Source organism: Burkholderia sp. PR2, assembly GCF_052372875.1.
GTDB classification, from domain to species: Bacteria; Pseudomonadota; Gammaproteobacteria; order Burkholderiales; family Burkholderiaceae; genus Burkholderia; species Burkholderia diffusa.
This window is the reverse complement of the sequence record NZ_JBQRWH010000001.1, coordinates 1177770-1202354: the sequence shown is the minus strand read 5'-3', so window position 1 is coordinate 1202354 and position 24585 is coordinate 1177770. Positions and strand designations below refer to the sequence as shown.

Genomic DNA, 24585 nt, shown 5'->3' with positions numbered 1-24585 from the left:
GCCGGCCGATTTTTACCGACCCATGACGACTCATACCGATCCCGCCTATCTGCTCGGCGACCTGCTGAAGAACGTTTCCCGCTCCTTCTACCTGACGCTGCGCGTGCTGCCCGACGGCATGCGCGACCCGGTCGGCCTGGCCTATCTGCTCGCGCGCGCGGCCGACACGATCGCCGACACGGCGCTCGTCGCGCCCGATCGCCGTGCGGCGCTGCTGACCGACCTGCGCGACGAGGTCGAGCGGCTCGGCGACGGCGCAGCGCTGTCGCGTGCGCTTGAGGAGGTGACGCGGATGCAGACGGATTCGCACGAGCACGTGCTGCTCGGCTCGATGCAGCCGATGCTCGCGCTGCTGCGCGCGCAGCCGGAGGCGGATCGCGCATCGATCCGCAAGGTCGTCGCGACGCTGACGTCGGGGATGGAGTTCGACCTGCGCACGTTCCCCGACGAACAGTCGGGGGAGGTCGCGTCGCTGCCGGATCGCGACATGCTCGATCGCTACACCTATCTGGTCGCCGGCTGCGTCGGCGAATTCTGGACCGACATGACCGGTGCGCACACGCGCGCCGCGCGCGGTTGGGACCTGGCGGACATGCGCGAGAAGGGCATTCGTTTCGGCAAGGCGCTGCAGATGACCAACATCCTGCGCGACTGCGCGAAGGACCTGCGGATTGGCCGCTGCTACCTGCCGGACGACGTGCTGGCCGCGCACCGCGTGGGCGTCGCCGACCTGATGTCGCCCGACGCGTCGGCGCGCGCGCGCGGCGTGCTGGTCGACCTGCTGCGCGTGGCGCTCGATCAGTATCGCGACGCGTGCCGGTACACGCTGGCGATTCCGCGCCGCTTCGTGCGTCTGCGGCTCGCGTGCCTGTGGCCCATCATGATCGGCCTCGAAACGCTCGAACTGCTGGCCGGCCATGACGCGTGGCTCGATCCGGCGAGGCCGGCGAAGGTGCCGCGCAAGCGGATCTACCGGATCATGGCGTCGTCGCTCGCGCTCGTCGGCTCGAACGCGGCGATCCGTGCGCGCATGAACGCGCTCGTCGACGCGGTGAACACGCGGATCGGGCAGGCGTCCGCGCGCTGAGTTGCGCTGCACGATGCCGGCGCGACAGGCGCGGGCATCGCCCTCGGCCCGCGTTCGCCGGGCCACTCCCGTCTGATTCTCCCCACACGGACTGAAACGTTTACACGATTTCGCTTCCCGAAACGTGGGTGTCATGAATGTCAGCGATCCTGCGCGGCGGCGTGAATCGCGGCACCAGCCGAGGTCGCGCTTTTGTAAGAAGGTTGTTGCCGAAGGCGTCTGACGACATTGGACGGTCGCGATGCACCAGTAAAAATGTAAAGCTAGGGTTTTCACCGGGAAATGCCGGAGAGGCCCACCGCGTAAGCGTTTTCAGGTGTTATGTAACCGTTTGGTGAACCCCTGCGTTGCGTCGATCATACGATGACCGACTGCACATGTTGGGAAACGATTGGTAATCCGTCAGAATCGCACCGGCATGTACTCGCACATGTGTCAGTCATAAAACCACACCAGAAAAGAAATCATTCTTTGAGGACGGAGAATCAATGAAAAAGCGCGTCGCTTTCGCCATGACGGCAGTGGGTCTCGCAGCCGCTACCGCCGCCCACGCCCAGAGCAGCGTTACCCTGTACGGTATCGTCGATAACGCTATCGCTTGGCAGAACAACTCGTCGGCTACCAGCGCGGTTTCGGGTGGTCACTCGAAGGTGCAGATGGCCACCGGCATTTGGGCAGGCAGCCGCTTCGGCCTGAAGGGCAGCGAAGATCTCGGCGGCGGCACGAAGGCGATTTTCCAGTTGGAAGCCGGCTTCAACGCGAACAACGGCTCGTCGCAATGGACGAACGGCATCTTCACGCGTCAGGCGTGGGTGGGTCTGACCAACGCGACGTACGGTACGCTGACGGCCGGCCGCCAGTACACCGCGTATTACACGCTGCTGTCGCCGTATAGCCCGACGACCTGGCTGACCGGTTACTACGGCGCGCACCCGGGCGATATCGACTCGCTCGACACCAACTATCGCACGAACAACTCGCTCGTCTATATGTCGCCGAAGTTCTACGGCTTCACGGTCGGCGGTTCGTACTCGCTCGGCGGCGTGGCGGGCAGCTTCAACCGCGGCTCGACCTGGAGCGCGGCGATCCAGTACCTGAACGGTCCGGCAGGCATCGCGGTCGGCTATCAGCGCATCAACAACGCGACGCTCGGCGGCGGCGTGTGGGGCGCGAACTCGACCGCGCAAAACGGTCTGGATTCGAGCGGCAACGGTGCGGAACAGGCCGTGTCGTCGATCAACGGCGGCTACAAGACGGCACAGTCGCAGCAACGCGTCGCCGTGACGGCCGGTTACCAGTTCACGCCGGCGTGGGACATCTCGGTGTCGTACTCGAACGTCCAGTACATCCCGGGCACGCAGTCGGCATTCCGCAATACGGCGATCTTCAACACGGCAGGCGCCGTGCTGCACTGGAAGGCAGCGCCGCAGTGGGACTTCGCGGCAGGCTACTCGTACACGCGTGCGACCGAATCGAACGGCGTCTCGAGCTCGGCCAAGTACCATCAGGTCACGCTGTCGCAGTACTACAGCCTGTCGAAGCGCACGGGCCTGTACGCGGTTGAAGCGTACCAGCACGCCAGCGGCAACACGATCAGCGGCCTGACCGGCGGCATCGTCAATGCAACGACGTCGATCGGCGACGGCGTGGGCGCGGGTTCGAAGCAGAACCAGATCGCTGCCGGCGTCGGCATGATCCACCGCTTCTGATGTCGCGCGGCGCGCAAGCGCCGCTCACGGCATGCGGTATGAAAAAACCGGCCTTCGGGCCGGTTTTTTTTCGCGGATGCGTGCCGCGCGCATCGCGCGGGCACACGTCGTCCTGATCGTCACCGGGTCGAATCGTCCTCCGACCAGTTCCCCGCCAGCGACTGAAACAGCGCCGCCGTATCGGCAAGCCGGTCGGCCTGCGCGCGCGTGCGATCGAGCGCGGTCTGCAGTGCCTGCCGCTGCGCATCGAGCAGCGCGAACGTGCTGATCCCGCCTGCCGCGTAACGGTCGCCGGCAATCGCGTTGCCGGCCGCCGCTTCCCGTGCGGCCGTGTCTCGTGCCTCCAGCTCCGCCGCATCGTGTTCGACCGCGCGCATTGCGTCGGCGACCTGCTGGAGCGCCAGCAGCACGGTTTCCCGATAGCTTGCGAACGCGGCATCGTATGCGGCTTCGGCCGCGTGCTTCCTCGCGCGCAGTTCGCCGCCATGAAAGAGCGGCTGCGTCAGGCCGAGACCGACATTCCAGACATTGAGCCCGCTCACGATATCGGCGATGCGCGTGCGTTCCGAACCGATTCCCGCCGAAATCGAGAAACGCGGATACAGGTTCGCGGTCGCCACGCCGACGTTCGCGCTCGCCTGATGCAGCACGGCCTCAGCCGCGCGGATGTCGGGCCGTTCGCGCGCGAGCGTCGACGGCAGCGCGACCGGCAGCGTGTGCGGCAGCGCGAGCGCATCGAGCGTGAGGTCGGCCAGTGCGGCGTCGGACGGCGGCGCGCCCAGCAGGATCGCGAGCCGGTGGCCGGCCTGCGCGAAGCGGGCCGCGAGCGGCGGTAGCGAGGCCTGCGTCTGCGCGAGCAGCGTGCGCTGCGCATGCACGTCGGCCTGCGATACGCCACCCGCCGCGAAGCGCGCTGCGACGATGCGCAACTGCCGCGCCTGCGCGTCGACGAGCTCACGCGTGAGCGCGATCTGCTGCGCGAGCGACGCCCGCAGGATCGCGGTCGCGACGACGTTGCCCGCGAGCGTCAGGCGCGCGGCGTCGAGCGTGTATGACTGATAGTCGACCTGGGCGCGCAGCGCTTCGAGCGCGCGCCGGTTGCCGCCGAACACGTCGAGGACGTACGACACGCTCACCGACGCGTCGTACAGCGTGAACGGCCCCGGATTCGGCACGTTGGCGGGCAGCCCGAACGCAGCGATGTCGACTTTCTGGCGCGTGGCGGACACGTTCGCGTCGACGCGCGGCAGCATCGTCGCGCCGGCTTCCGCCGCATGGTTCTGCCGTGCTTCGTCGAGCCGCGCGCGGGCCTCGGCGAGCGTCGGGCTGTTTTGCCACGCGGTATCGACGAGCCGGTTCAGCGGTTCCGAGCGGAACTCGGTCCACCAGTGTCGCGGCGTGTGCGCGGCTGATGCGAACGTCTGCGCGCCGCCGGTCGGGCCACCGGCGGCTACCGTCGTGACGGGCGGTTCATCGCGCGTGTACCGCTGCGTGGCCGGCGCATCGGGTATGCGGAAATCCGGCCCGACCGCGCAACCGGCGACGAGCAGCGCAGCAGCGGCCAACGTCAAGCAGCGGGCGGTGTGGGTGGCGCGACGCGAAGCCGGTTTCATCGCGCGGCCCCTAGTCGAGCGTGCGCCGGTAGAAGCGCAGCGCGATGCCCATCACCACGAGCGTGAAGAGCGCGACGGGCCACACGGACGGCCACAGGTCGGCCCAGCCGTTGCCTTTGAGCAGGATGCCGCGCACGAGGCGGTTGAAGTAGGTGAGCGGCAGCAGGTTGCCGATGAACTGCGCCCACTTCGGCATCCCGGCGAACGGGAACATGAAGCCCGACAGCAGGATGTTCGGCAGGAAGTAGAACACCGCGAGCTGCATCGCCTGCAGCTGGTTCTGCGCGAGCGACGACAGCGTGATGCCGACCGTGAGGTTCGCCGCGATGAACAGCAGCGCGGACAGGTAGATCGCGAACAGGCCGCCGACGAACGGCACGTCGAAAACGTAGCGCGCGGCCGCGAGGATGATCGACACCTGGATCAACCCGATGAACACGTACGGGACGATCTTGCCGGTCATCACCTCCAGCGGCCGCACGGGTGTCGCCAGCAGATTCTCCATCGTGCCGCGCTCGCGTTCGCGCGTGATCGCGAGGCCCGTCATCATCACCATCGTCATCGTCAGGATCACGCCCATCAGGCCCGGCACGACGTTGTACTGCGTGATGCCTTCGGGGTTGTACAGCCGGTGCAGCACGACGTCGAACGCGGCCGGGCGGCCGTTCAGGTGCGCGAGCGGCCCCGTGAGATCCTTGTCCGCGACGGGCTGCACGAGGCCCGGCAGCGCGCCGATCGCCGACGCGGTCGCGACGGGGTCGGTCGCGTCCGCCTCGACGAGCAGCGTCGGGCGCTCGCCGCGCAGCAGCCGCTTCGAGAAATCGGCCGGCACGCTCAGCACGAACTGCACGTCGCCGCGGGCGAGCGCATGCCGGCCGGCCGTCTCGTCGGGCAGCGTCGCGACGATGTCGAAGTACGCGGAATTGCGCATCGCGGCGATGAAGCTGCGTGCGAACGGGCTCGAGTCGGCGACGATCACCGCGGTCGGCAGGTGCTTCGGGTCGGTGTTGATCGCGAAGCCGAACAGCGCGAGCTGAATGATCGGCACGCCGACGATCATCGCGAACGTCACGCGGTCGCGGCGCAGCTGCAGGAATTCCTTCAGCACGATGCTCCACCAGCGCGCGACCGAGAACGATTCGCGCAGGCCCGCCCACGCGTTCATGGCGATGCTCCGCCGGGCGGCGCGGATGCGCGGCCCATCATGTAGATGAAGACGTCTTCGAGCCCGGTGTCGATCGGCGCGACCTGCAGCGGTGCGCGCCCGTCGGCCTGCGCCGCGACCTGCGCGAGCGTCGCGTCGAGCAGCGCGCGATCGCGGCCGCTCACGTGCAGCGCGGAACCGAACACGACGGTTTGATCGACGCCCGGCATCGCGCGCAACCGCGCGGACAGTTCGGTCAGGTGCCCGCCGGTGATCGTACGCGTCGACAGGTGCTGCGATGCGACGATCTCCGCCGACGTGCCCTGCGCGAGCAGTTCGCCGGACGCGATGTACGCGAGCTTGTGGCAGCGTTCGGCTTCGTCCATGTAGTGCGTGCTGACGAGTACCGAGATGCCTTGTGCGGCCAGCCGGTGCAGTTCTTCCCAGAAGTCGCGGCGCGCGGCCGGATCGACGCCGGCGGTCGGCTCGTCGAGCAGCAGCAATTCCGGCTCGTGCAGCATGCACGCGGCGAGCGCGAGGCGCTGCTTCCAGCCGCCGGACAGCGCGCCCGTGAGCTGGTCCGCACGGCTCGCGAGGCCGAGCCCGTCGAGCGCGCGGGCGACCGCCGCCCGGCGGTTGGGCATCCCGTACACGCGTGCGACGAAATCGAGATTCTCGCGGATCGACAGGTCTTCCCAGTACGAGAAGCGCTGCGTCATGTAGCCGACACGCCGCTTGATCTGCGCGCTGTCGCGCACGATGTCGTAGCCGAGGCAGGTGCCGCTGCCCGAGTCGGGCGTGAGCAGGCCGCACATCATGCGGATCGACGTCGTCTTGCCGCTGCCGTTCGGCCCGAGAAAGCCGAAAATCTCGCCGCGCGCGACGCGCAGCGAGACGTCCTTCACGACGTGCTTGTCGCCGAAGCGCTTGTTCAGGCGATCGACGTCGATCGCGTACGGAGCGGCCGGCGCGTTCAACGCATCCTCACGGCGACGGGCTGGCCCGGGTGCAGCTTCGACGCGTCGGCGACGGCGGGACGCGCTTCGATCATGAACACGAGCTTGGTCCGGCTCTCGTTGCTGTAGATCACGGGCGGCGTGTATTCGGCCTCGCGCGACACATAGGTGACGCGCGCGGGCACGTCGGCCGCGCAGCCGTCGCAGCGGATCGCGACGGTGCGCCCCGGCGCGATCGATGCGATGACGGCTTCCGGCACGAAGAAGCGCACCTTCAGGTTCTGCGGCGGCAGCATCTGCACGACCGGATTGCCGGCCTGCACCCATTCGCCGACGCGGTACAGCGTGTCGTACACGCGCCCGGCGGCGGGCGCGGCGACGCGCTTCTGGTCGAGCTTCCATTGCGCTTCGGCAACCGCCGCCTGCGCAGCATCGACTTGCGCGGCCTGGGCGGCCACCTGCTGCGCGCGTCCCGGCAGGCGCGCGACGTCGACCTGGTTCTGCAACTCGCGGACCTGCGCGGCGGTGGTCTGCGCGGACGTGCGCGAATCGTCGAGCTGCTGCTTCGACAGGCCGCCGGCCGCGTACTGGCGTTCGTCGCGCGCGCGTTGCGCGGCGGCCCGCGCGGCCTGTGCGATGGCCTGCGCGAGCTGGGCACGCGTGACCGCGACTTCCGGCGGCCGCTTGCCGGTCTGAAGGTCGGCAAGTTGCGCGCGGGCCGCCGCGAGCTGATGCTGCGCCTGCAGCAATGCCGCCGTTTCGTTGACGGCTTCGAGCGAGAACACCGGCATGCCGGCCGCGATGGCCTGGCCGCGTTCGACCGACAACTGCGTCAGCGTGCCCGCTTGCGACGACGACAGGTACACGAATTCGCCTTCGACATAGCCCTGGTAGGTCGCGACGTCGTTCGCCGGCCGTCCGCAACCGGCGAGCAGCGCGACGGCGGCGGCCAGTGCGAGCGGCAGCAGGCGGGACACGTTCACGACGGCCTCCGCGGCGAATGCGCGCCGGCATCCGGTGTGGCGGCGGGCGGCTGCAAGCCGGACCCGAGCAGCGCGCGGACGTGGCGATGCAGCACGTCGCGATCGACCGGCGGCAGGCCGCGCGCGCTTTGCCACAGCTTCGCGGTGGCGAGCGGCAGCATCACGAGTGCGATGATCGAATGGAACAGGAACGCGGGTTCGAGCGCGGGGTTCAGCGTGCCGGCCTGCTGCGCGGCGCGGATGCGCTCGGCAAAGCGCCCGACGTGCTCGAGCGGAATGCGCCGCAGCATCCGCTCGCGCAGCAGCCCGCCTTCATGGACGATCTCGCGCAGCCAGATCGACGGCAGCCACGGCATGCGATGCGTGACGTCGAAGAAGCGGTCGACGAGTTCGGCGACGAGCGCGAACGGATCGTTTTCGATCTGCGGCTCGGTCGGCCGCCACACGAACGCGATGACCTGCGCGAGCCGCTCCTCGACGATCGCATCGAGCAACTGCTCGCGATTCGTGAAGTAGTAATGGACCATCGCCGACGTGACGCCTGCGGCCGCGGCGATCTGCGCGACCGTCGTCGCCGCGATGCCACGCTCGGCGAACAGCTGCATCGCGACGTCGAGCATGTGGTCGCGCAGGTCGAAGTCGTCCGCCGACGGGCGGCGCCCGCGCGGCCTGGCGACGGTGGATTTCGCGTTCATGCAGACGACGCTAATTGATGAGTTAGTTAATTTCAAGGAAGGGTTTTTGCCCGCGTTGATCGAGATCAGGCGTGCGCCGAATGGCGGTGCGGACGAGCGGGGACGCGGCGCGGCGGCACGCCGTGTGCCGGCGGCGGAGTGTAGGGAGCGGCTACTGGGGAAGCGCGGGGAACCGGTGGAGGAATGGGTGGAGCGGCCGCGCCAAAGGCTGGCGAGGAAGCCGCGCGTCACGGGCAGGGAAGCCGGCAGCACGGCACGGGTGCGCGCCCGACACGGCACGCACCCCGGAAACGTCGTTACTGATCAATCGGCGACTTCAACGGCTGGTGCTCGCCCGTCAGCCCGAACACGACGAGTTGCGCAGGCTCGGTCGCGCTCGGATTGCGCGACACCTGGTGGCGCGAACCGGGCGGCTCATACCAGCCTTCGCCGGCGCGATAGCGGCGCACCGGGCCGCCGTTCACCTGCGACAGCACTTCGCCTTTCGACACGACCGCGAACACCGAGCCGAGGTGCCTGTGTGCTTCGGATGCCTGACCAGGCGCATAGTCGACGGTCGCGACGACGGCGAGCTTGCCGGGCGCTTCGGGCACGGCCTGCTGCATGATCGCGTGCACGTTGTCGCCGGCATCGTGCGCACGGGCAGCGGCCGGCAGCGCGGCGACGAGCGCGAGCGACGTGCAAAGCATCGCGCGGCGGAGCGTGGAGCTGGAGCGCATGATCGTCGTCTCCTTACTCGGGCATCTTGCGAAACGCGATCGCGAAGCGGTTCCACGTGTTGATCGTCGCAATCAGCATCGACAGCTCGAACAGCTCGGCGTCGCTGAAGTGCGGCTTTACGGCTTCCCAGACGGCATCCGGCACATGGTTGTCGGCGACCAGCGTCAGCGCTTCGGTCCACTCCAGCGCCGCGCGTTCGCGCTCGGTGAAGAACGGCGTTTCGCGCCACACGACGACCGTCGCGAGGCGGCGATCGGTCTCGCCTCCTTTGCGTGCATCGGTGGTGTGCATGTCGACGCAGAACGCACAGCCGTTGATCTGCGACGCGCGCAGCCGGACCAGTTCGGCGAGCGGCTTCTCGATCGAGCTTTTCGCGATGAATTCCTCGGCGTTGCGCATCACCTTGATTGCGTTCGGGCTGGCGGTATAGAAGTTCAGGCGCGGTTGCATGGCAGGTCCTTTTTCGGTTGATGCGCACGGTGGCGCGACAGGACCCACTTTAAGCGTGCCACTGGCCTGCTTGAATGGCCAATTCCGGGAAAATTCAGGTAACCAGTGTCGCGCCGCCGACGCTGCCCGAGTCCAGCAGCGCGGCCAGTTTCGCGAGCGCGGTGTCGATGCGCAGCGCGTCGATCCCGCCATAGCCGAACAGCAGCCCGGCGCGCGCCGCCGAGCCGACGTGGAACGCCGCGATTCCGTACAGGCCGATGTCGTGCTCGCGGGCGGCACGGACCAGCGCGGCTTCATCGAGCTTCGGTTTCAAGTGCGCGGCGAGGTGGATGCCGGCGGTCGGCACGATCGGGTCGAACCACGGCGCGAGGCTGCCGCGCAAATGCGCGAGCAGCATCTTGCGGCGCGCGTCGTAGTGCTTCTGCACGCGCCGCAGATGCCGCGCGAAATCGCCTTCGTGCATGAAGCGCGCGAGCGCCGCCTGCGTGAGTGTGCAGGTATGCCAGTCGACGATCTGCTTCGCCTTGGCGAGCGCGCCGCGCAGCGCGCGCGGCGGAATCGCGTAGCCGATGCGCAGTTCGGGAAAGATCGTCTTCGAGAACGTGCCGACGTACGCGACGAGGCCCGTGCGGTCGAGGCTCTTGAGCGACTCCACCGGCCGGCCTTCGAAGCGGAATTCGCCGTCGTAGTCGTCCTCGATGATCACCGCGCGGCGGCGCTGCGCCCATTCGAGCAGCGCGACGCGCCGGTCCAGCGTCATCGGCATCCCGAGCGGGAACTGGTGCGACGGCGTCACGTAGACGAGGCGTGCGTCGTCGGGCAGCCGTTCGACGATCAGGCCGTGCGCATCGACCGGCACGCCGATCACCGTCGCGCCGAGCGACGCGAACGCCGCGCGCGCCGGCGGATAGCCGGGATTCTCGACCGCGACGACGTCGCCGGGCCGCACGACCACGCGCGCGATCAGGTCGAGCGCCTGTTGCGCGCCTTGCGTGACGAGCACGTCGTCCCAGCCGCACGCGACCGCGCGGCTGAACGCGACGTAGCGCGCGATCGCGCCGCGCAACTGCGGATCGCCGGCCGGGTCGTGGTACTGGCCGGGGCCGCGCGCCTGCTGGCGCAACGCGTGATGCAGGCAGCGGCGCCACGCGTCGAACGGGAACAGCGTCTTGTCGGTCACGCCGCCGCGGAAGTCGAACGCGGGCGTGTCCTGCGGCGCGGGCATCGCGAGCGCATCGGGCAGGTCGTTCCACAGCGCGCGTGCGTCGACGGCATGAACGGGCGGCGTGGCCTCGACGAGCGACGGCGTCGAGGCCGCCGCATGCGGAACCCGCGCGAGGCCGTCGGCGACGAACGTGCCGTCGCCCGCGCGCGTGTTCAGGAAGCCCTCGGCGACGAGACGCTCGAACGCGTCGAGCGTCGTCTTGCGCGACACGCCGAGCTGCTTCGCGAGATCGCGCGTCGACGGCAGCCGGGCGCCGCCTTCGAGCCGCCCGTCGACGATCGCGGTGCGCAGTTGCCGAAAGATTTGCCCGGTCAGGTCGTGACGGCCTTCGATGCGGATCGCGATGTCCATCGCAGTGGTTACTCCGAATAAGGCAATTTGATGCCGATGAGCATACCGGAAGTTCGTGGCCGGCCCGGCATCCGCCGAACACAGGGGCGCGGCGCCATTCGATTGGACCGCCGCCCGCCGGTGCCTTACGATCCATCACAATCCACGACCGGAGTGCCCCCATGCTGTCCGAAGACGAACTCGCGCTGCTCGATGCGATCCGCGCCACCGGCAGCCTGTCGCGGGCGGCCGCGCGGCTCGGCAAGGCGCCGTCGACGGTGTCGCACGCCGCGCGACAGCTCGAAACGCGTTTCGACGCGCTGCTGTTCGACCGGCGCGGCTACCGGCTGCAGCTCACGCCGGCCGGCCAGCTGCTGACCGACGAGGCGTCGCGCCTCGCGCTGGACGTCGCGCGGCTCACGCAGCGCGTGCGGCAGGTCGCGAGCGGCTGGGAGGACCGGCTGTGGATCGTCAGCGACGAGGTGCTGGAGTTCGATACGCTGCTGCCGGTCGTCCGCGCGTTCGATGCGCTCGATTCGGGCGTGTCGCTGCGCTTCACGTACGAAGTGCTCGGCGGCACCTGGGAAGCGCTGCGCGACGGTCGCGCGGATCTGGTCGTCGGCGCGACCAACGAGCCGCCGGCGATTCCGGGTTTCAAATGGTTCGAACTCGGCGCGATGGAATGGGTGTTCGCCGTATCGCCGCGCCATCCGCTGGCCGCGGCAAGCGAGCGACTGACCCGCGACGCGATCTGCGCGCATCGTGCGGTCGTCGTCGCCGATTCGTCGCGGCGGGCCGTCGGCCGCGCATACGGGCTGCTCGGCGGGCAGGCGGTGCTCGCGGTGCCGTCGATGCGCGCGAAGATCCTCGCGCAGCGCGACGGGCTCGGCGTCGGCTGGGTGCCGCGCCGGCGGGTTGCGTCGCTGCTCGCGCGCGGCGAGCTCGTCGAGAAGGAAACGGCCGATCCGCGCGAACCGAACGTGCTGTACGTCGCGTGGCGCGGCGACCGCGAGGGCCGGGCGCTGCAATGGTGGCTGGAGCAACTGCGCGAGCCGCGGCTCGCGCAGCGCCTGCTCGACGGGATCGACGTGGTCGGCTGAGTGCGTCAGCCGCGCAACGCACGGAAAGGTCCCGACAAACACGTTCGAAGATTTCGAACATGTCTGCCGCGCCGGTCGTACGGCAAGGCGGCCCGCCGCGCGCATCCTGTGTTCACGGTCAACTCACCGGTTCAAAGGAGAACATCATGCAACGCTTCGAAGGAAAAACGGTACTCGTCACGGGCGGCAACAGCGGCATCGGCCTGGCGGCCGCACGGGCATTCGCGGCCGAAGGCGCGCGGGTCATCATCACCGGTCGCGACGAGCAGACGCTCGCCGCCGCGCGCGAGTCGCTCGGCGACGGCGCGCTCGCGATCCGCAACGAGGCCGGCAGCGTCGCGTCGGCCCGCGCCCTGGCGGACGCGATCTCGGCCGCAGGCGCGCGGCTCGACGCCGTGTTCATCAACGCGGGCGTCGCGAAACTCGCGCCGTTCGCCGACAGCGACGAGGCCATGTGGGACCTCGTGTTCAACACCAACGTGAAGGGTGCGTATTTCCAGATCCAGTCGCTGGTGCCGCTGCTGAACCGCGGCGCGTCGATCGTGATCAACGGCTCGATCAACGCGCATATCGGGATGCCCGGCTCGTCGGTGTACGCGGCGAGCAAGGCGGCCGTCAATTCGTTCGCGAAGACGTTGTCGACGGAGCTGCTGCCGCACGGCGTGCGGGTGAACGTGGTGAGCCCCGGCCCGGTCCAGACGCCGCTGTACGGCAAGCTCGGGCTCGACGCGGCGACGCTCGACGAGACGGCCGAGAAGATCAAGGGGCTCGTCCCGATCGGCCGGTTCGGCACGCCGGACGAAATCGCGTCGACGGTGCTGCACCTGAGCGCGCCGGAGTCCGCGTTCATCGTCGGCGCGGAAATCATCGCGTCGGGCGGGATGGGTTTGCTCTGAGCGCGTAACCGGCGGGGCTGCGCGACCCGACGCGATGTCGGGCGGTGCAGCCCCGCCGTTCGATCGCATCGCTAGTGCGATGCACAGGCGTCACGGACTTCGTCGGTCCGATCGCGTCCGTGGAGTTGCGTCACCGTCAGCCCCGAGAACGCCGCGCTGCCGTGCTCGGCGAACACGGCCACGCGGTCCGCATCGAGCGGCGGAAAGATCAGGTCCGTCAGCGCGACGCGGCCGCCGTTCGCGAATACCTCGACCGACCCGCGATCGACGACGATTTCGAGCCGCAGTTGCCCGTGCTCGAGCGGCAGATCGACGATGTGCTCGCGGCTGAACGTGCCGGCAAAATCCGTTGTGCCGGAGCGCGAGCGGTCGAGCGTCAGCGTGCGCTTCGCCGTGTCGTACACGATCCGGGTGCCGATCGAGCCATCCGCCGATCCCCGGACGATCAGACCCGCGCGGGCCGCGCGCTGCGGCGCAATCGTCACCGTGATGCGCTGGACGATGCCGCGCGCGGCGTCCGACAGCGGGCGGGTGGCGGACTCGACGTTCAGGTTGCCTTCATGCACGGCGGGCCGCCCGTCGGCCCACGCATCGAACGCGGCGGCCGGCGTCACGACGAGCGTCGGTTCGCCGCCGATCGTCTTCAGCGCGAACTCGCGCGGCAACGTCGCCGCGCCGCGCCAGGGCGCCGTCGGCGCTTTCGCCGCGTAATCCCAGTTGCTCATCCATGCGATCGCGACAGGCCGCGCGCCCGGCGTGCCGGAGAACGTGCCGGCGGCGTAAAAGTCGGCGCCGTGATCGACCCAGCGGAATCGCGCGGGATCGGAACCGGCCGGCGCGACGTGGTCAGGCGTGAACGTGCGACCGTCGAAGTCGCCGACGAAATACATCGCGCCGGAGCCGCCGGCGATCGACCACGGGTTGACGTTGACGATCATCACCCACTTGATGTGTCGCGGATCGTCGTCGACGGGCAGCGGCACGAGATCGGGCATTTCCCACAGCACGCCAGCATGCGGCACGTCCGGCAGCGTGAAGTCGCTCAGGAACGACCAGTGGATCAGGTCATCAGACCGATAGAGCTTCACGACCTGCGCGTCCGCGACGACGGTCGTCATCAGCCAGTAGCGTCCCGGCGCGTACCACGACACTTTCGGGTCGCGGAACTGCTTCGACTCGGGATCGAGCGTGAGCACGGGGTTGTGCGCGTAGGGCCGCCACGTCGCGCCGTGATCGAGGCTGTACGCGAGCGATTGTGCCTGCGTGCCCGGTGCGTGGCCGGAGCCTTCTTTATAGACGCTCGTGTAAAGCGCGACCAGCGGCGTGTCGCCCGGCGCGCCGAGGCCGGACGTGTTGCGCGTGTCGGCGACGATCGAGCCGGAGAAAATTTCCTCCGTCGCGCTCGCGCGCATCGCGACCGGCTGCTCGCGCCAATGGACGAGGTCGGTGCTGGTCGCATGGCCCCACGACATGTTGCCCCAGTCATGGCCGAGCGGGTTGTACTGATAGAACAGGTGATAGCGGCCGTTCTCGTAGACGAGGCCGTTCGGATCGTTCATCCAGTTGCGTTGCGGCGTGTAGTGCACGGCCGGCCGCCATTGCTGCGTGCCGGGTTCGGGCGGTGCGTCGCAGGGCGCGGCGCTGGCGTGCGTGCAGGCCGCGCTTGCCGTACACGCGAGCAGCAGCCGGGCAATCCGGAGGGAAAAGCGAAAAAACGTCGATCTCATGCGGGGTTCCGTGCTTCGGCGCGCGAAGCGGGAAAGGAGGGTGCATGCCGCTTGCAACGGCAGCATGCGCGATTCTGCGAAGGAGGGAGGCGGCACACACGCGGCACGCGCGATGTGCGCCACCTCGACGCTGGCGGGCGGGGCCCGCCGCGTCCGTAGCGGACCCGTTACGGACGGGTGCCGGGGCCGCCGTTGTGGTCGGCGCCCGTCGCCGGCAGGTTTGCCGGGATGTCGCCGTAGCCGCCGAGGCCGCTACGTCCGTACGCGCGGTCGACTGCCGTCGACGTGCCGCTGATGTTCACCTTCACCGTCGGCGCGAGCGTGCCGCCGCGACGCGGGCCGATCGCATCGATGAACGACTCGACGAGCCCGCCCGGCATCACGTAGTGCGAGTACGACTGGAATTCGCGCGGATTCTGGTTCGGGTCCTGCGAATACGGCGCGCCGGCCGGTGCGGAGAAGTCGGTCGGGTTGCCGAGCACGAGGCCGCTGCCGCCGTTCAACGGCAGGAAGTCGCTGCGGATGCCGTTGCCGACGAAGCCGTAGACACCATCCGGCCCGTCGACGCCCGCGGCCATCGTCGTGCGGTGGCTGATCGTGAACAGGTAGTACTTGCCATCCTTCAGATAGATCTGCGGGCGCTCGGTCTGGTCGTCGACGCAGTTCGCCGACAGGATCGGCGGCAGGAACTTCCATTCGGTCAGTTGCGGATTCGTCGCGACCGCCAGGCCGACGTTGGCCTTTTGATACACTGCGCCCGAGTTCATGACGGCGTTGAGGTCTTCCCGCTGCGGATCGTTCGGCGCGTAGCCGAGGTCGGCCTCGGTGCAGGTCCGGGCGCCGCGCTGGCCGCCGGTGTTGCCTTCGAACACCATGTAGGTCTTGCCCGGATGCGCGGGGTCGGTGAACACGAACGGATCGCGGAACGAGAAATAGGTGTTCTGCTGGCCGGTCTGGTAGTAGTTGCCGTCCGGTTGCAGCAGCGCCTTGTGATCGTCGAAGCCGCTGAACCACACGTGCTTGTCGTCGGCATGGATGTGGCCGTCGGCGCGCGTGATGATCGCCTGCGGCGGCGTGATGTCGGCGCCGCCGGGGGCCGAGCGGTTGAACGAGGTCGCGGTGTAGTAGAGGCTGACGTTGTCGCCATGCGTGAGGCGCGCGGAACCTGACCATTCGGCGTTGTTGGTCATCGGCGACGTGCCGAACACCTTGGCGCTCGCGCCGTCCGGGAACAGATGGCCGCCCCAGGTCCAGCCGCCGTTCGCGGGACGCTGCGACGCGGGAATGCCGGCACGGCGATAGAAGAAGCCGATGCGCGCATGGACGTGGCGGTCATCGAACGTGTAACCGGCGTGCGGATCGGCGGTGAGCGAGAAGATCACCTCCCAGCCCTTGTAGCTGAGCTGGTTCGCGCGCAGGTCGGCCAGCGGCCAGGTATCCCAGACCCACACGTTCGAGTTGATCAGCGGGAAATCCTGCGGGATGTCCGGCATCGTCAGCGACTGCGGCAGCGAGTTCTTGTCGGCGCCGGCCGTGTGCGACTGCGCGACGATCTGGCGGATGTCCGCGCGGGTCCAGCGCATCGTGAAGTTGCCTTCGGGATCGTAGGCCTGCTGCGTATGCGGCGTGGGGGCGGGGGCGCCGGTGCTCTGCGCGTGCGCGACGGACGACGCGGACGCGAAGGCGGCCAGTGCTGCGCCAGCGAACAGCAAACGTTTGGCCGCGGTCGCGCGGCAAAAAGGAAAGTAAGTCATGACGGCGTTGTTTCCGTTTGCGGTGAAAAGGAACTGCTGAGGTGGTATCAATATCCAAACCGGTTTGGATGCTATTTCAAACCGGTTTGGACGTCAAAAGATAAATATTTGACGGTAATAACTACCATTCGGAAATAATTGCCGCCGCGAGCGGGTTGAACGAATGGCATGCACAACGCGAGGAGCGACGTGAAGGTGAATCTGAAGGCGCTGTCGGATGCGCTCGGACTGTCGCGCACGACGGTCAGTCGGGCGCTGAACGGCTACGACGATGTGAGCGAGGCGACCCGCGAGCGCGTGATGAAGGCTGCGCGCGAACTCGGTTATGTCGCGGATCCGACCGCACGGCGGCTGGCGACGGGGCGTGCCGATACGATCGGCATCGTGTATCCGTTCGGAGCCGGCGATCTGGGGGACCCGCGCTTCGGTGAAGTCGTCTCGGGCATTACCGAGCGGCTCGGCGAGCGCAATCTCGACTTCATCATCGCGGCCGCACGACCGAACGCCGAACTCGACACGTATCGCCGGCTCGTCGACGGCAGGCTCGTCGACGGGCTGATCGTCGCGCGCACGCTGGTCGACGATCCGCGCCTCGCGTACCTGCGCTCGAATGCGTTTCCGTATGTCGCGTACGGCCGTACGCAAACCGCGGAGCCTTACGCATGGTTCGATTTCGACAACGAAGCGGGCGCGCGCGATGCGGTGCGGCGCCTGATCGGCTTCGGCCATCGCCGCATTGCGATGATCAGTGCGCCGCTGTCGCTGAATTTCGCGATGCAGCGCCGCGCCGGCTACCTCGCGGCGCTGCGCGAAGCCGGGATCGAACCCGATCCGGCGCTGCTCGTCGAGGGTCCGTTTACGCGCGACGGCGGGCAGCAGGGCGCACAGGCGCTACTCGCGCAGGCGGAACGACCGACTGCGCTGCTCGTCGACAACAACATCTCGGGCGGCGGCGCGTTCCGGGCGCTGGTCGACAGCGGCTTGCGGCTGGGGCGGGACATGTCGCTCATCGTCTATGACGGGGTGCCCCCGGAGGTCGCGTATCCGCGTCGGGTGACGGCGGTGGTGCAGCCGACCGGACATGCGACGGGGCGTGCGCTGGCGGACCTGATGCTGGGCTTGCTCGCCGACGGCGTTCGCGAGCATCGGCTCGAAATGCCGATGATCGAGGCAGGCGATACGGACGGGCCGTTGCACGGCTAGCCACGACGGCGGCGCGCGGCGGCGGGGCGATCGGCAACGAGCGTTGCGGGACGCGCTCCGGCGCAAAAGCCATGACGGCGGCAGGGCTGAATGCCAGATCTCTAGACGACCGGTCTAATTGAGGGCTATCATCCGGCCTCATGAATGCGACGTCGTGCCTGCCAACGGACGCGAAAATGCCACATCGCGCTGCGATGCTGGTCGCGCAGGCGTGGTCGCCGATTTTTTCGGGCCAGTTATAGACGACTGGTCTAATAGAATCGGGCAATATTTTTTGTGCCGAGCTGGCACGTTGACGTGTGCCTGCGGCCTAACCGGCAGGCGTGCCGTCGTTGCCGGCACGTGGCGTGCGCCGCGTTGGCCGCCGCCGTGACGCGGCCCCGTTCCCCCATTTCGAAGGAGTGTCGATCATGAAGATTCTGGTTGTCCTGACCTCGCACGACACGCTCGGCGACACCGGCAAGAAGACCGGCTTCTGGCTCGAGGAGCTGGCCGCGCCGTACTACGCGTTCAAGGATGCGGGCGTCGAGCTGACGCTCGCGTCGCCGAAGGGCGGCCAGCCGCCGCTCGACCCGAAAAGCAGCGATCCGGCCGCGCAGACCGACGCCACGCGCCGCTTCGATGCCGATCCGGCGGCCAAGGCCGAGCTCGCGGCCACGCGCAAGCTGGCCGACGTGTCGATCGACGATTACGACGCGGTGTTCTATCCGGGCGGGCACGGCCCGCTGTGGGATCTCGCCGAGGACCTGCACTCGATCGGGCTGATCGAGCGCGCGCTGGCGGCGGGCAAGCCGGTCGCGGCCGTGTGCCACGCGCCGGGTGTGTTGCGCCACGTGAAGGATCCGAAGACCGGCGAGTCCGTCGTGCGCGGCAAGCGTGCGACGGGCTTCACCAACAGCGAGGAAGCGGCCGTCGAGCTGACGGAAGTGGTGCCGTTCCTCGTCGAGGACATGCTGAAGACCAACGGTGCGCAGTTCGAGCGCAGCGCCGACTGGGCGCCGCATGTCGTCACCGACGGGCTGCTGATCACGGGGCAGAACCCCGCGTCGTCGGAGCCCGCTGCCGAGGCGCTGCTCGCGAAGCTTGGCCGTCAGTAAGCCGGCGCGGTGCCGGCATGACCGGCACCTGGCCGTGCCGTCGTCGGGCGCATCCGGCCCGGCGACGACCCGAACCGTTCCGTCGTGCGCACCGCACGACGGCTCATCCAGTCGTTTCGTAGAACCAAGCAAAGGAGTGGTGGATGTCTGCCCTGTTCGAACCGTTCAAACTCAAGGATGTCACGCTGCGCAACCGCATTGCGGTGCCGCCGATGTGCCAGTACGTCGCCGAAGACGGCGTCGTCAACGACTGGCATCACGTGCATCTGGCCGGCATCGCGCGCGGCGGCGCGGGCCTCGTGATCGCGGAGGCGACGGCCGTGTCGCCGGAAGGCCGTATCACGCCGGGCTGCGCCGGCCTGTGGACCGATGCGCAGGCCGAGGCGTTCGCGCCGTCGGTCGCGGCGATCAAGGCGGCCGGCGCGGTGCCGGGCATCCAGATCGCGCATGCGGGCCGCAAGGCCAGCGCGAACCGTCCATGGGAAGGCGACGACCACATCGCCGACGGCGATCCGCGCGGCTGGCAGACCATCGCACCGTCGGCCGTACCGTTCGGCGCGCATTTGCCGAAGATGCCGCGCGCGATGACGCACGACGACATCGCACGCGTGCAGGCCGACTTCGTCGCGTCGGCCAAGCGTGCCCGCGACCTCGGCTTCGAATGGCTCGAACTGCACTTCGCGCACGGCTATCTCGGCCAGAGCTTCTTCTCCGTGCATTCGAACCAGCGCGACGACGAGTACGGCGGCTCGGCCGAAAACCGCGGCCGTTTCCTCGTCGACACGCTGAAGGCCGTCCGCAAGGTCTGGCCGGAGCACCTGCCGCTGACCGCGCGTCTCGGCGTGATCGAATACGACGGCCGCGATGAAGAGACGCTCGCCGAATCCATCGCGCTCACGCAGCGGATGAAGCAGGAAGGCCTCGACATGCTGAGCGTGTCGGTCGGCTTTTCGGTGCCCGACGCGCGCATTCCATGGGGCCCGGCGTTCCTCGCGCCGATCGCGGAACGCGTGCGCCGCGAGGCCGGCATGCCGGTGTCGTCCGCATGGGGGATCGACACGCCTCAACTGGCCGAGCGCGTCGTCGCCGAACGGCAGCTCGACCTCGTGATGGTCGGCCGCGCGCATCTGGCCGATCCGCACTGGCCGTACTACGCGGCCAAACAGCTCGGCGTCGAGCGTCCGTCGTGGACGCTGCCTGCGCCGTACGCGCACTGGCTCGAACGCTATCGCGTCGCCGACAAGGTGGCCTGAGCGCACGTCGCACAGCACGGCGCGCGCGACGTGCGCGGCACGCATTTGACAATGCTTGGCATCGCGTCCGCGTGCCGTGGCGGTATCGATGGATAGAATGGCGGTTCGCACCGGCCTTTGGCCCATGCGAACCGCCATTTTTTCATTTCGACAGAGGTGCCATGCGCGCACATGTCTCGCCTTCCCCCGATTCCGCCGGGCGGCCGCGTGCCCAGCAGATCGCCCGCGCCGTGCTGTATGCGGCGTTGTTGGTGCTCGCGCTGTGGGTGATCCGCGATTTTCTTCCCGCTATCGCGTGGGCATGCGTGATCGCGATCGCGTTGTGGCCGTTGCTGGAACGCTTCGAATCGGGCAGCTGGTTTCGCGACCGGCCGACCCTGATCGCGACCGCGATCACCGCGGGCGTGTCGCTGCTGGTCGTGCTGCCGATCGCCATTGCGCTCGGCCAGGCGATCTCGCAGGCGCACGACCTGCGCATCTGGCTGCATTCGATCCAGGACAACGGCATTCCACTGCCGGACGTCGTCGGCCGGTTGCCGTACGGCGCCGCACAGATCACCGAGTGGTGGCAGGCCAATCTCGGTCATCCGCTGCACGCGGGCACCGCGATGCATGGCGCGAGCGGCGAGCGGTTCATCGCGTTCGGCCGGCAGTTCGGCACGAAGCTCGCGCATGCGCTTTTCGAGTTCGGCTTCATGCTGGTCACGCTGTTCGTGATCATCAGGGCCGGCCACAAGTTGTCGGGCGCGTTGCTGCAGGGCGCGCGGCGTGCGTTCGGCCGCGGCGGGGCGGACCTGATCGAACGGATGGTCGCGGCCGTGTACGGCACGGTGACGGGGCTGGTCGTCGTCGGGCTGGGTGAGGGCGCCATTCTCGGCGTCGCGTATGCGCTCGCGGGCGTTCCGCACGCGGCGCTGCTCGGCCTCGTCACGGCCGTCGCCGCGATGCTGCCGTTCTGCGCGCCGATCGTATTCTGCGGCGCGGCGCTCTGGCTGTTCGTGCAGGGTGCGACCGCGTGGGCCGTGGTGGTGCTGGTGCTCGGTTTCGTGGTCGTGTTCGTCGCCGAGCATTTCGTGCGGCCGGTGCTGATCGGCAGCTCGACCCGCCTGCCGTTCCTGCTCGTGCTGTTCGGCATCCTCGGCGGCGCCGAGTCGTTCGGCCTGATCGGACTGTTCGTCGGCCCGGCGCTGATGACGGTGCTGACGATGCTGTGGGCCGAGTGGGTCGCCTGACGACAAGGCTCGTTGCGCAGTTCCGGGCCATCGGCGCAACGGCATTGACGCCCGTGCGGGTCCGCGCGGCGCCTCATGTTTCGCGACGATCGGGCGTGCGCCGGGCCGCGCCGGGCGCGACGTCGGACACAAGTCTCTACATTTCTTTTCGATCCGGACCCAAAGGTCTAGTAGCATGGGGCTTTCGATCACGCCGGCACGGCGCAGCAGATTTTCCAAGCATGCGATTGATTCCGATGTCCCGTCGCGCCGCGACATTGTCGCTGGCCGCCAGTTGCCTGATGCTGCACGGCTGCGCGTGGTTCGACTCGTGGCTGCCGTTCTCGTATTCGCGCACGCCGCTGGCGCGGGCCGCGTCGCGGCACGGCGCGACGCGCGCCGACGTCGTCCGCGCGGGCGGCAACCCGCGCAGCGTGTGGATGGTCCGTAACGGCAGCGGCGTCTGCTACAACTACTTCATCGAGCACGGCAACGATCACCGGGCGTACTTCGTCGTGTTCGACAAGGCCGGCGCCGTCACGCAACACGGCTTCGATACCTGCATGGACGCCGACCGCAAGGGCACGCTTCAGTCGGACAAGGCGGCTTCGCGGTAGCGCGGCCGCCATGCGCCGTGCGAGCGTGTCACGCAGTCGTCACGCTATCGTGTCGACCACGCCGCCGTCTACGCGCAACGCCGCGCCCGTCGTGGCCGAGGCCTGCGGCGAGCAGACATACACGACCATATTCGCGACTTCCTCCGTCGTAGCCGGGCGCTGGATGATCGAGCTTGAGCGCTCGCTGCGCACGAAATCCACCGCGACGTCGTCGATGCTGCGGCCCGTTGCGTCGGCCGTTTCCTTCAGGAGCGCGCGCACGCCTTCCGACATCGTCGGCCCTGGCAGCACGGAATTGACGGTCACGTTGGTTCCGGCCGCGAGTTTCGCGAGGCCGCGCGCGATCGCGAGCTGCGCGGTTTTCGTGAACCCGTAGTGAATCATGTCGACCGGGATGTTCAGGCCGGATTCCGACGAAATGAACACGACGCGGCCCGTGTTGCGCGCGAGCATCCCCTTCAGATAGTGCCGCGCGAGACGCACGCCGGACATCACGTTCATCTGGAAGTAATACGCCCATTCGTCGTCGTCGATGTCGAAGAACGCCTTCAGCCCGTAGATGCCCGCGTTGTTGACGAGGATGTCGGCCTCCGGCGTGTGCTGCGTGACGCGCGCGACGCCGGATGCGTCGGCCAGGTCGGCGGCGACGCCGTCGATGTCCGCGCCGGGTACCGCGCTGCGCAGCACTGCGAGCGCGGCATCGATCGACTTGTCGCTGCGTCCGTTGACGACGACACGTGCGCCGGCCTGCGCGAGCCCTTTGGCGATCGCCAGCCCGATGCCGGCGGTGGAAGCGGTGACGACCGCGGTCTTGCCTGTCAGATCGATGTGCATGAATGTACCGGTTGGAAGAGGGAACGGGAACCGCCGGGGGGGGGGGGGCGGCGGCCGAATTCATAGCTTAGGCGATCCGGCTGCGAAGTGTCGTGTCGCGGTTGCATCGCGCAGCGCAGTCTTGTACGGTGTGCGTTCGCCGTCCGATCCGGGAGCCCGTCGCGTGAGCCGTTCCGCCAACCCCCTCGCTGTGCCGTCGCCGTTCTGGCGCGACGCCGCGCTGCCGTTCATCGAGGCGCGCACCGTCGACGACGGCCGGACGTTCTGCTACGCGAAGCACACGCACGACACGTTTTCGCTCGGCGCGATCGTCGGCGGCACGAGCACCTACCTGAACGGTGCGACGAAGGAACGCGTCGGGCGCGGCGTGCTCGTGATCATCGATCCGGAGCAGGTGCATGCGTGCAATCCGTATGGCCCCGACGCATGGGCGTACCGGATGGTCTATGTCGACGTGCCGTGGCTCGCACGGCTGCAGCATGCGCTCGGGCGTGACCCGAACAGCGATTTTCACGGTTTTTCGCCAAAGTTGACGGCACGGCGCGACCTGTTCGCGCAGTTCGGCGGCTTTTACCGCACGCTCGTGGCACCCGGCATCGATCCGCTTGGCAAGGAAAGCGCGGCGGTCGAATTCTTCACGCGGCTGCACGGCGCGCTCGATCGCGAGTTGCCCGTCGATACGCGGCGCGGGGCCGACAACGCGAAGCTCGCCCGCGCGGCTGACTACATCGCTGCGCATTGCCGTCAGGCCGTCACGCTCGATGCGATCTGCGCGGCCGCCGACCTGTCGCCGTCCTACCTGATCCGCGCGTTCAACGCCCGCTACGGGATGACGCCGCATGCGTTCCTGGTCGACCGTCGCGTGCAGTACGGCCGCGCGGAACTGCGCCGCGGCCGGCCGATCGCAGAGGTCGCGCTCGATGCGGGCTTTGCGGACCAGGCGCATTTCCAGCGCGCATTCCGGCGCATCGCGGCCGCCACGCCGGGGCAGTATCGAAGCGCCGCGAGTTGACCGGCGAACCGTGGGGCGGTGCCGGCGTCGCAGACCGCAGACCGCAGACCGCAGACCGCAGACCGCAGACCGCACACCGCAGACCGCAGACCGCAGACCGCACACCGCACACCGCACACCGCAGACCGCACACCGCACACCGCACACCGCACACCGGCGATGGCCTGTGTCATCGGTCGCCGGCGGCACGCGCGCCGCGACCACACATCGAAAACGGCACTAAACATCGAGCAGATAAAGCGCGCTGCCCGCGAGCAGCAGCGCCATCGCGCGGTTGAACAGCCGCATCCGCCGCGCATTCGCGAGCCAGTGCCGCAGCGACGCACCCGCATACCCCCAGCAGGCGATCGACGCGAAGCAGATCACCAGATACAGCGCCGCGAATTGCCACACCTGCGCGCGATCGCCATCGGCCGCATACGCGCCCATCGCGGCCACGCACGCAAGCCACGCCTTCGGATTCAGCCATTGCATCGCCGCGCCGGCCGCCGCCGACGGGCCGGCGACGTTTCGCGCGTCCGGATCGGCCGGATCGGCCGACAGCCGGCCGTCGTCGAGCGCCAGCCGCAGCGCGAGGTAAAGCAGGAACGCGATCCCGGACCATTGGGTGGCCGTGGTCAGCATCGGCCAGCGCGCGAGCGCCGCGTGCAGCCCGAGGCCGATCAGCAGGAACAGCGCGACGAAGCCGAGCGTCGCGCCGGCCGCATAGCGCAGGCTCGCGCCGAGACCGTGGCGCGCGCCCGCGCCGAGCGCGACGAGGTTGACGGGACCGGGCGTGATCGACGACGCCAGCGCGAACGCGGCCATCGAAACCAGCATGCTCATCATGTGTCTCCATGCGAATGTGAAAGTCGCATCGAGACTAAAGAAGCCGCGCATGTCCGTATTGAAGAAAACTGCCCTCGGCGGCGCTGCCGGGATTCACGTAACGCCGAACCGGGCACAGCGCTCACCGGCGCTCGAAAGTCG

The 24585-nt window shown here is 68.4% G+C and carries 22 protein-coding genes; 10 read left to right on the top strand and 12 right to left on the bottom strand.

All coding sequences use genetic code 11. From position 1 onward, the window contains the following. The first annotated feature begins 22 nt into the window (after positions 1-22). Both ACT2FV_RS05230 and ACT2FV_RS05225 read left to right on the top strand, forming a co-directional pair. Positions 23-1087 (top strand): phytoene/squalene synthase family protein, encoded by a 1065-nt coding sequence (locus ACT2FV_RS05230; RefSeq protein WP_444503374.1) that lies wholly within the window; start codon positions 23-25, stop codon positions 1085-1087. 488 nt (positions 1088-1575) lie between these two features. Beyond that, positions 1576-2796: a porin gene (locus ACT2FV_RS05225; RefSeq protein ID WP_151052332.1), complete on the top strand. Its 1221-nt coding sequence runs from the start codon at positions 1576-1578 to the stop codon at positions 2794-2796. Positions 2797-2915: 119 nt separating this feature from the next. Here the strand turns inward: ACT2FV_RS05225 and ACT2FV_RS05220 are convergent, their stop codons facing one another. From ACT2FV_RS05220 to pdxR, 8 genes are all read right to left on the bottom strand, one after another. Further along, positions 2916-4409, bottom strand: coding sequence for an efflux transporter outer membrane subunit (locus ACT2FV_RS05220; protein WP_174919827.1), 1494 nt, complete (start codon positions 4407-4409; stop codon positions 2916-2918). A gap of 10 nt (positions 4410-4419) precedes the next feature. After that, complete coding sequence (locus ACT2FV_RS05215) at positions 4420-5574, bottom strand: ABC transporter permease (protein WP_124623772.1); 1155 nt, start codon at positions 5572-5574, stop codon at positions 4420-4422. Beyond that, entirely contained in the window at positions 5571-6530 is a 960-nt protein-coding gene (locus ACT2FV_RS05210; protein WP_151049537.1) for an ABC transporter ATP-binding protein, read from the bottom strand. The genes ACT2FV_RS05215 and ACT2FV_RS05210 overlap by 4 nt, the downstream gene beginning before the upstream one ends. After that, entirely contained in the window at positions 6527-7492 is a 966-nt protein-coding gene (locus tag ACT2FV_RS05205) for an HlyD family secretion protein (protein WP_444503373.1), read from the bottom strand. Before ACT2FV_RS05205 ends, ACT2FV_RS05210 begins: the two co-directional genes overlap by 4 nt. Then, positions 7489-8187: a TetR/AcrR family transcriptional regulator gene (locus tag ACT2FV_RS05200; protein ID WP_175815277.1), complete on the bottom strand. Its 699-nt coding sequence runs from the start codon at positions 8185-8187 to the stop codon at positions 7489-7491. The genes ACT2FV_RS05205 and ACT2FV_RS05200 overlap by 4 nt, the downstream gene beginning before the upstream one ends. Positions 8188-8483: 296 nt before the next feature. Next, positions 8484-8906 carry a cupin domain-containing protein gene (locus tag ACT2FV_RS05195; protein ID WP_444503372.1) on the bottom strand — a complete coding sequence of 141 codons (423 nt, stop codon included), beginning with the start codon at positions 8904-8906 and terminating at the stop codon, positions 8484-8486. A gap of 13 nt (positions 8907-8919) precedes the next feature. After that, on the bottom strand, positions 8920-9357 hold the full coding sequence (locus tag ACT2FV_RS05190; protein WP_151049532.1) for a carboxymuconolactone decarboxylase family protein: 438 nt from the start codon (positions 9355-9357) through the stop codon (positions 8920-8922). Positions 9358-9451: 94 nt separating this feature from the next. Continuing rightward, positions 9452-10933 carry a MocR-like pyridoxine biosynthesis transcription factor PdxR gene (gene pdxR, locus ACT2FV_RS05185; protein WP_444503371.1) on the bottom strand — a complete coding sequence of 494 codons (1482 nt, stop codon included), beginning with the start codon at positions 10931-10933 and terminating at the stop codon, positions 9452-9454. A 161-nt stretch (positions 10934-11094) separates the two neighbouring features. On the opposite strand from pdxR, the gene ACT2FV_RS05180 reads away from it, so the two are divergent. Together ACT2FV_RS05180 and ACT2FV_RS05175 are read left to right on the top strand one after the other, a co-directional pair. Next, positions 11095-12012: a LysR family transcriptional regulator gene (locus ACT2FV_RS05180; RefSeq protein ID WP_151049528.1), complete on the top strand. Its 918-nt coding sequence runs from the start codon at positions 11095-11097 to the stop codon at positions 12010-12012. A gap of 146 nt (positions 12013-12158) precedes the next feature. Then, positions 12159-12908, top strand: a complete 750-nt coding sequence (locus tag ACT2FV_RS05175) for an SDR family oxidoreductase (protein ID WP_059599315.1) — start codon at positions 12159-12161, stop codon at positions 12906-12908. Between the two features lie 71 nt (positions 12909-12979). Here ACT2FV_RS05175 and ACT2FV_RS05170 read toward each other — a convergent pair whose 3' ends face one another. After that, positions 12980-14635, bottom strand: a complete 1656-nt coding sequence (locus ACT2FV_RS05170; RefSeq protein WP_444503370.1) for a glycoside hydrolase family 32 protein — start codon at positions 14633-14635, stop codon at positions 12980-12982. 167 nt (positions 14636-14802) lie between these two features. Then, positions 14803-16389 carry a glycoside hydrolase family 68 protein gene (locus ACT2FV_RS05165; protein ID WP_059599317.1) on the bottom strand — a complete coding sequence of 529 codons (1587 nt, stop codon included), beginning with the start codon at positions 16387-16389 and terminating at the stop codon, positions 14803-14805. 168 nt (positions 16390-16557) lie between these two features. Between ACT2FV_RS05165 and ACT2FV_RS05160 the strand changes: the two genes are divergently transcribed. The 5 genes from ACT2FV_RS05160 (at position 16558) to ACT2FV_RS05140 (ending at position 21770) form a co-directional block, all read left to right on the top strand. Continuing rightward, positions 16558-17592 carry a substrate-binding domain-containing protein gene (locus tag ACT2FV_RS05160; protein ID WP_444503369.1) on the top strand — a complete coding sequence of 345 codons (1035 nt, stop codon included), beginning with the start codon at positions 16558-16560 and terminating at the stop codon, positions 17590-17592. Between the two features lie 410 nt (positions 17593-18002). Further along, complete coding sequence (locus tag ACT2FV_RS05155) at positions 18003-18689, top strand: type 1 glutamine amidotransferase domain-containing protein (protein ID WP_124623799.1); 687 nt, start codon at positions 18003-18005, stop codon at positions 18687-18689. A gap of 143 nt (positions 18690-18832) precedes the next feature. Then, a complete protein-coding gene (locus ACT2FV_RS05150) occupies positions 18833-19942 on the top strand; it encodes an NADH:flavin oxidoreductase/NADH oxidase (protein ID WP_124900740.1) in 1110 nt (369 codons plus the stop codon). 161 nt (positions 19943-20103) lie between these two features. Further along, entirely contained in the window at positions 20104-21174 is a 1071-nt protein-coding gene (locus tag ACT2FV_RS05145; protein ID WP_151049518.1) for an AI-2E family transporter, read from the top strand. 221 nt (positions 21175-21395) lie between these two features. Beyond that, positions 21396-21770 (top strand): hypothetical protein, encoded by a 375-nt coding sequence (locus ACT2FV_RS05140; RefSeq protein ID WP_059599321.1) that lies wholly within the window; start codon positions 21396-21398, stop codon positions 21768-21770. Between the two features lie 39 nt (positions 21771-21809). Here the strand turns inward: ACT2FV_RS05140 and ACT2FV_RS05135 are convergent, their stop codons facing one another. Next, complete coding sequence (locus tag ACT2FV_RS05135; RefSeq protein WP_444503368.1) at positions 21810-22604, bottom strand: SDR family NAD(P)-dependent oxidoreductase; 795 nt, start codon at positions 22602-22604, stop codon at positions 21810-21812. Positions 22605-22767: 163 nt separating this feature from the next. Between ACT2FV_RS05135 and ACT2FV_RS05130 the strand changes: the two genes are divergently transcribed. Beyond that, positions 22768-23616: an AraC family transcriptional regulator gene (locus ACT2FV_RS05130; protein ID WP_151049514.1), complete on the top strand. Its 849-nt coding sequence runs from the start codon at positions 22768-22770 to the stop codon at positions 23614-23616. A gap of 219 nt (positions 23617-23835) precedes the next feature. Here the strand turns inward: ACT2FV_RS05130 and ACT2FV_RS05125 are convergent, their stop codons facing one another. Further along, entirely contained in the window at positions 23836-24441 is a 606-nt protein-coding gene (locus ACT2FV_RS05125) for a LysE family translocator (protein ID WP_151049512.1), read from the bottom strand. Positions 24442-24585: the final 144 nt, after the last annotated feature.